7 protein-coding genes and 2 pseudogenes are annotated in these 7,120 nt (G+C 27.7%); all 9 read left to right on the plus strand.

Translation table 11 applies throughout. The features are described 5' to 3' along the window. Positions 1 to 181: 181 nt before the first annotated feature. Positions 182 to 382: pseudogene (locus tag ACJDTP_RS26960) on the plus strand (hypothetical protein); the annotation flags it as partial. An 88-nt stretch (positions 383 to 470) separates the two neighbouring features. Then, the gene (locus ACJDTP_RS26965; protein WP_406762955.1) at positions 471 to 1,370 is read left to right on the plus strand and encodes a PhzF family phenazine biosynthesis isomerase; all 900 of its coding nucleotides are present in this window, start codon (positions 471 to 473) and stop codon (positions 1,368 to 1,370) included. A gap of 364 nt (positions 1,371 to 1,734) precedes the next feature. Continuing rightward, positions 1,735 to 1,869 (plus strand): annotated as a pseudogene (locus ACJDTP_RS26970) (IS1595 family transposase); the annotation flags it as partial. A 97-nt stretch (positions 1,870 to 1,966) separates the two neighbouring features. Further along, the gene (locus ACJDTP_RS26975; protein ID WP_406762956.1) at positions 1,967 to 2,578 is read left to right on the plus strand and encodes a hypothetical protein; all 612 of its coding nucleotides are present in this window, start codon (positions 1,967 to 1,969) and stop codon (positions 2,576 to 2,578) included. 142 nt (positions 2,579 to 2,720) lie between these two features. Next, entirely contained in the window at positions 2,721 to 3,179 is a 459-nt protein-coding gene (locus ACJDTP_RS26980) for a cupin domain-containing protein (protein ID WP_406762957.1), read from the plus strand. Positions 3,180 to 3,454: 275 nt separating this feature from the next. Then, positions 3,455 to 3,748: a hypothetical protein gene (locus tag ACJDTP_RS26985; RefSeq protein WP_406762958.1), complete on the plus strand. Its 294-nt coding sequence runs from the start codon at positions 3,455 to 3,457 to the stop codon at positions 3,746 to 3,748. Between the two features lie 584 nt (positions 3,749 to 4,332). Further along, on the plus strand, positions 4,333 to 5,328 hold the full coding sequence (locus tag ACJDTP_RS26990; protein ID WP_406762959.1) for a hypothetical protein: 996 nt from the start codon (positions 4,333 to 4,335) through the stop codon (positions 5,326 to 5,328). 597 nt (positions 5,329 to 5,925) lie between these two features. Then, complete coding sequence (locus ACJDTP_RS26995) at positions 5,926 to 6,591, plus strand: Type 1 glutamine amidotransferase-like domain-containing protein (protein ID WP_406762960.1); 666 nt, start codon at positions 5,926 to 5,928, stop codon at positions 6,589 to 6,591. 146 nt (positions 6,592 to 6,737) lie between these two features. Then, positions 6,738 to 6,947 carry a 4-oxalocrotonate tautomerase DmpI gene (gene dmpI, locus ACJDTP_RS27000; protein WP_077394800.1) on the plus strand — a complete coding sequence of 70 codons (210 nt, stop codon included), beginning with the start codon at positions 6,738 to 6,740 and terminating at the stop codon, positions 6,945 to 6,947. Positions 6,948 to 7,120: the final 173 nt, after the last annotated feature.

Genomic DNA, 7,120 nt, shown 5'->3' on the forward strand with positions numbered 1-7,120 from the left:
CCCGTTAAATACAGAAATCATCTTTTAAATTAGTCTATCTTTTTTTAAATTGTCCTTGACAAAGGGTACATTTTAATTTGAGAAAAGTTGGTATTTTTATTTTTGCCATGATAGTTGATATTAGAATGTCTAAATCACTTTATTGGAGACAGAAAATTTTAGCGCTGTCAGATAATATATAGGTGTTGCAACTAAATATATAAGCAATTATATTAAGTGGTTCAAATGGCTTAAAACATTTGATAAAGATAGAGAGATAATAAAGGCTAAAAACTTTATAGTTCAAAGCAATATAGTAAAGTCATATATCAAAGTAAAAGACTTAAAAATAGAGAGCCAATGTATGTATGGCTTATATGGTATTTTGCAAATTATGTTATAATAAGTGTTATGTAAAACTGTAATCTAATGAACAATAGTAATTGATGTGAATTAAAATTTAAGAATTTATAGATGGAAGGTGAAAGCACATGAAGATGAGTAAAATAAAAGTATATCAATATGATGCATTTACAGATACTCCTAATAAGGGGAATCCCGCAGGTATTGTTTTAAATGCAAATAATTTATCTGATGAACAAATGCAAGAAATCGCATATAAAGTAGGATTTAACGAAACAGTTTTTGTTGCTGAATCTGACAATGCAGATTTGAAGATTAGATATTTTACACCAGGACATGAAATTAATTTATGTGGGCACGGTACTGTTGCAACATTATATTCGCTAAGATCAAAAGGATTAATAAACAATGGTGACAAGATAACAATAGAAACAAAGGCAGGTATTCTACAAGTTGATTTCTTTGAAAAAGACAAAACATTATATGTATTGATGGAGCAAGCACCTCCTATTTTTAAACCTTTTGAAGGTTCGATTGAGGAACTTTCATATGCAATAGGACTTACACCGAACGATATTGATACATCTATTCCGATTGTTTATGGTAGTACTGGGACATGGACACTACTTGTTCCAATAAAAACTTTAGAAGCCTTTTCACGAATGATGCCACAAAACAAATTGTTTCCGACTATATTAAAGGAGATACCGCAATGCTCAGTTCATCCATTTTGCTTAAGAACTATAAAAAAACATACTAATATGCATGCAAGACATTTTTCCTCTCCATTTTCAGGAACAATTGAAGATCCAGTCACAGGAACTGCATCAGGAGTAATGGGGGCATATTATATAACATACATAACTCCGGAAGTGAATGATCTTGAATTGATAGTAGAGCAGGGGGATGAAGTAAAACGAGATGGTGAAGTACATGTTCATGTTACTAAGCAAGATAATGATATAAAGGTGGCTATATATGGAACTGCGGTTTATACAGATGAAATAACAATCGAGTTAAAATCGTAATATATAGAGAAACAAGGAAAATGCAAAAGTTAAAATAAAAAATGGCAATATAATATTTTTTACTGGTGGAATAATTATTGATGATAGCAAATAATCTTATTAGGAAATATTCAAACATTTAGCAAACAGTAATATATAATATTTTCATTTGAACATTATAGATGGACAATCTCATCTATAATTTCTTCAAGCTATATTTCAACATGATATTAAAACATAGCCAAATAAAAATACCAACATTTCAGTTTAAGAGAAGTTGGTATTTTTATTTTGGCTATGATAGTTGCTATTGGAATATCTAAATCACTTTATTTGAGACACAAAATTTTAGATGATATCAGAAGCGTATATGGGTGTTGGTATGTGGTTCAAATGGATTAAAATATTTGATACAGATAGAGATATAATAAAGGCTAAAAGCTTTATAGTTCAAAGCAATGTAGTAAAGTCACATATCAAAGTAAAAGACTTAAAAAATAGAGAGCCAATGAATGTATAGAATATGTGATATTTTGTAAGTGATGTTATAATAAGTGTTGTGTAACACGATAATCTAATGAACAAGTGCAAATATGTAATAATAAGGAGAATCAACGTTGAGTATTATCGGAATTATAATAAGTATATTTTTGTTAACATCCACAGTTCTTACTTTAGGATTTATAAAGAAAAAATTCTCAATAAAGAAGATATTTAAAATTATCATTACTATGTTTCTCTTAATTTGCTGTATTATATTTGGTGCTTATAAATATTTCCAAAGGTCAAGCAGCTTTATGTTTACCAAAACAACGACTCTTGGCCAAGAAAATATAGATGGCATTCAAATGTATGAGAGTATTGATAGTAAGGAATTTATACAAAAATATGGGACAAATCTTGAAAAAATTGATAATGCACTATTTGACTACTATAAGCTAAGTGATGGTTTAGAAATTGCTACAAATAAACAGAAACAAATTATTAGAGTTATTATTAACAGTGAAACCAACAGTAATATGAAGACAAGTAAAGGTATTGGGTTAGGGAACTCAGTTGATGATGTGATTAATGCTTATGGTACTAACTATTATAAGAGGAATGAGGAACAAATGCCTAGCTCGCCAGTAATTGGATATGTAGATCATGAAAAAAAAGTAACAATTGAATTTTGGAATGCAGAAGATAAGGTAGTAGAAATAAGATGTGATATTACTTCCATGGAATAACAGCATACACAATCTGTAGATTTGACGTGGTAGTAAGTGAAAAAAGATGTTCTTAAAGAAAATAAAACTAGATTTGATATAATATTTCAAGGATAATAATATCATATTAAATATATTAAAAGTAAAGGAGATGTTTTGAATAATGGTTAATATATTAAACATTAATAATTTGCCTAATGAATACACAGTAGATTTTCTAGGAAAAGCTAATACTTCATATTTGGGTAAAGCAGCTGGTAGTGAGAAAATTTATATAAATATTGACAGAATATTACCAGGAGCTAAAAGTGCTAAATATCACAGCCACACAAAACAAGAAGAATTTTTTATGATTATTAGTGGATGTGGAACTCTGAGGATGGATGGTAAAGAATATTTAATAAAAAAGGGAGACTTTATTGCTAAAACTGCAGGAAAAAATATAGCACATCAATTCATAAATACCGGGAATGAAACATTGGAAATATTGGATGTTGGTACTAAAGAAGAAGGCGATATGGCATATTATCCAGATGAAGATGTATATTATTTAAGTGAGCAGAAACTTATTTTTAATGGAAATAGTAAGTTAAATGGATGGGATTCTGAGCCAAATAAGTAATTTAGGAATATAGTTCTATGAACGAGAATAATGTGTGATTGAGTTAATTCACAGTTTTCTTTCAGTATACATAGGAAAAATAAATAGTAGATTGAAATATCACATTATTCAGTATGAATTTGTGATATTTTTTTGTTACGCAATTCTAAAATAAAACGTGATAGTAAATTATGAGGTAGTAAGTAAAAAACGTAGATTTTAGTATTTGGGAAAATGTTATAATTAGGATGAGATGTTATTAATTTATTTTATTTATTGAGAGGAAGATTATTTTTATGAAAAGTTATTATTATTTTTTAGCACTTGCAACATATGTAATACCCTTTTTAATATGTTTTAATATCTGCTTAAAAGTAAATATAGAAAAGTTTATACGTGGTAAAATAAGCAGAAGAGTTAGTTTGGTTATAATTGCTTTTTTATTTAGTATTGTTGGTCCTTTAATGATAGATGGTTTAAATATTGCAAAAGAATACAGATTTTTGATTGATGGCTTTTTTGTTTTTGGACCTGCCACAGCTCTTTTTGTTTGGGCATTGCCAGCAAAACTAAACCGTAATAATCAATGAGTAACAATTAATACAAGTAAAGACTAAATTGAAATATTACAGGATCATCTAGAAGTTGCAATGTTTTTTTGCATGATTTAGATATAATACACAATGTTCTTATATTGAGTATTATAGGTGGACAATCTAAGCTATAATTTCTTCAAGCTATATTTCAACATAATATTAAGACACAGCCAAAATAAAAATATCAACATTTCTATTTAGGAAAAGTTGGTATTTTTATTTTGCCATGATAGTTGATATTAGCATGCCTACATAATTTTTAAAGCACAAAATTTTATATGCTATCAGAGCATATATATGTACTGCAACTAAATATATTAGTAATTATATTAAGTGATTCAAATGGTTTAATGTATTTTATAAAAATAAAGGAATAATAAAAGCTAAAAAATTATAGTTCAGTGTAATGTGTTACCCTCTACATTAGAATAAAAGGCCTAAAAATAGAGAGCGATACATGCATAGTGTATGTAATATTTTGTAAGTAATGTTATAATAAGTGTTGTGTAACACTATAATCTAATGAATAATAGTAAATTATTATGTATAAATAAAAAATGAAATTGAGGTAAGTGGAAATGAAAAATTTAAGTAAAATAATAGCGACTTCATTAGCAGTAACTTCGATACTTACATTAAATAAAATAGTCGCAAATGCAGAATGGAAACAGGATTCTAATGGATGGTGGAATACAGATGGTAGTTCATGGTCAATAGGTTGGAAAGAGATTGACGGAAAGTGGTACTACTTTGATAACAACGGATATATGAAAACAGGATGGCTGCAATATGGAGATAAGTGGTATTATTTATCTGCTAGTGGTGCTATGGCCCAAAATACAACAATTGATGGATATAACATAGGTTTTGATGGCGCATGGATTCAAGCTGAGCAAAGTAATGCATCAAATTCAGAAAGTGGTGAAAAAATCACGACTATTGATGATTTTACAAGGATTTTGAAATTAAACGGATATAAATTAGAAGTGAAAGATGCAGGTGAAGATTTCTTACCAACTACAAGAAAAATAATAACTTTGGGTAATGAGCAATTAGTCGTATATATATATAATAGCAATAAAGAAATGGAAAAAGACTCACTAAATATTAATAAAGATGGATTTGGATATACAATTACTGAACCATGGGGGGAAGAAAAATCAAAAAGTGTTAGTTGGATTTCATATCCTCACTTCTATAAAAAGGGAAATATAATTGTTCAGTATATTGGAAAGAATGAGCAAATCATTTCTGATTTAAAGAGCATTTTGGGAGAACAGTTTGCAGGAATTAAAGAATGTAGGGATATAAGTTCATCAGAACAAGATATTAGAGAAATTGCATTTAATCAATTAGATTCAGAAACCCAAAAGAAAGTAAAAGGAACATGGAAAGATAGCAAAATTTCTATAAAAACTATAACAGGAGGAGTTAGACTTACTGATGAGTCTTATTGGGGAAAGGATGCATATTGTGTTGAATTTATATTAGATGTTAATTATGTTCCTAATAATATTTTTGTGTTTATAGGAATGGATAATCATAAAATAATAGGATATGGGCTTGTAGATTAGATAAAAATAGTTAATGCATTACATGTAGATTTAACTTAGTAGATTATGAAAATGTTCTTTGAAAATTGAATGGTGTGATATTTACAAAATATGCTATAATACTAAAAGATGAATAGTAATTTGAGAGGAGGATTTAAATGAATATTGCCCTGTGGATTGCGATAGGTGCTACTTTTTTATGCATTTTTGTTGCTAACAATAAAAAAGGTAAGAAGAGATAAATTCCAATTCGTAGAGTTACTTATATATGTTATTATATCTGAAAATTTAATAGTAAATTAGAGTATCGTACTATTCATAAAACTAAGAATAGATTTACGATATTTTTTTATGCGCAATTCTAAAACAAAGGGGATTAAATTATGAAAGCATATAAGTGTAGCAAGTGTGCTCAATTGTATTACTTGGATGAAAGATTTAATCGCTCTATAGGAATCGATGCAAGAAAAATTATATAGAAAAAGGTAATATTGAACTTTCAAAAAAGAATTTTAAACCAATTAAAAAGCAATGGCATGAAAAGTTTAGTTAGGAATAGTTCGGCATACTAGTATAAAACATAGTAGTAATTGTTTTGAATTAATAAGGGGGATATTTATGGTAAATATGTTGTTTAGTTTATATAACTTTCATGAAAGTTGGGCAAAAGATATAGTATCGAAATATATAAATTCTAATGATAAAGTTTTAATAATACCATTTTCATTTGGCGAAAATATAAGTAGTGATAATGATTGGCAGAATGCCTATAATAAGAATAATGGTAGATATTATGAAAGTATTGTTGCTCCATTTTTAAATCACGGAATTAAAGAAGAAAATATAAATTGGATAAATTATTTTAAAGATACAGAGGAAAATGCGAAAGTTAAAATAAAAAATGCTAACATAATATTTTTTACTGGTGGTCTGCCAGATAAAATGATGTTACGCCTTAAAGAGTTTAATCTTATTGATGATATTGAAAATTTTACAGGTATCATTATTGGCAGTAGTGCAGGAGCAATGATTCAAATATCAGAATATCACATTACTCCAGATGAAGATTATAAAATATTTACATACAATACAGGACTAAATTTGATTAAGGATTTTGATATTGAGGTTCACTATAAAGAAACTGAAATTCAGAATAAATACATTAATAAGGTATTGGAAGAAAAAAGAGAGAAAGTATACGCAATCACAAATGCTGGTGGAATAATTATTGATAATGAAAAAATAACCTTATTAGGGAATATTAAAACATTTAGCAAGCAGTAATACACAATATGTAGAAAGTGCGTTATCTTTAGTGATTAAAGTATAGAAATGTTATTTGAAAATTGAATAGTGTGATATTTGTATATATGTTATAATTTACTAGAATATAAATGGTGCTTTATAACATATAAGAGGGAGTGATACAAATGCCATATATAACAGTAGAAGGCGGAAAGTTAACGAAAGAACAAAAAGAGGAATTAATTAAAAGATTAACAGAAGTTTCAGCAGAAATAATGCATATTCCAAGTGAATTTTTTCTAACAACTATTAAGGAATTGCCAGATGAGAATATTGGAATTGGCGGAAAAACAATTGATAAAACTAAAAAAGAATATATGAGTAAACAACATTAATATTTATATAAATTTATAAAAAATAATCATCCTAAATATCACATTATTCAAAATAATAAATGAATAGCGTGATATTTTTTGCTACGCAATTCTATTAAAGAACTAAATCGCTAAAAGCGACGGCTTGGTTTAGTGATTAAATAAAATTTTATATGGAAAAAATAAGAAGTGAA

The organism is Candidatus Clostridium helianthi (assembly GCF_045310795.1).
GTDB classification, from domain to species: Bacteria; Bacillota; Clostridia; order Clostridiales; family Clostridiaceae; genus Clostridium; species Clostridium helianthi.

Bases quoted from the DNA above. Each gene is read 5' to 3' on its own strand.
- ACJDTP_RS26965 (WP_406762955.1), top strand. From the start codon at position 471: ATGAAGATGAGTAAAATAAAAGTATATCAATATGATGCATTTACAGAT.
- ACJDTP_RS26980 (WP_406762957.1), top strand. From the start codon at position 2,721: ATGGTTAATATATTAAACATTAATAATTTGCCTAATGAATACACAGTA.
- ACJDTP_RS26985 (WP_406762958.1), top strand. From the start codon at position 3,455: ATGAAAAGTTATTATTATTTTTTAGCACTTGCAACATATGTAATACCC.
- ACJDTP_RS26990 (WP_406762959.1), top strand. From the start codon at position 4,333: ATGAAAAATTTAAGTAAAATAATAGCGACTTCATTAGCAGTAACTTCG.
- ACJDTP_RS26995 (WP_406762960.1), top strand. From the start codon at position 5,926: ATGGTAAATATGTTGTTTAGTTTATATAACTTTCATGAAAGTTGGGCA.
- dmpI (WP_077394800.1), top strand. From the start codon at position 6,738: ATGCCATATATAACAGTAGAAGGCGGAAAGTTAACGAAAGAACAAAAA.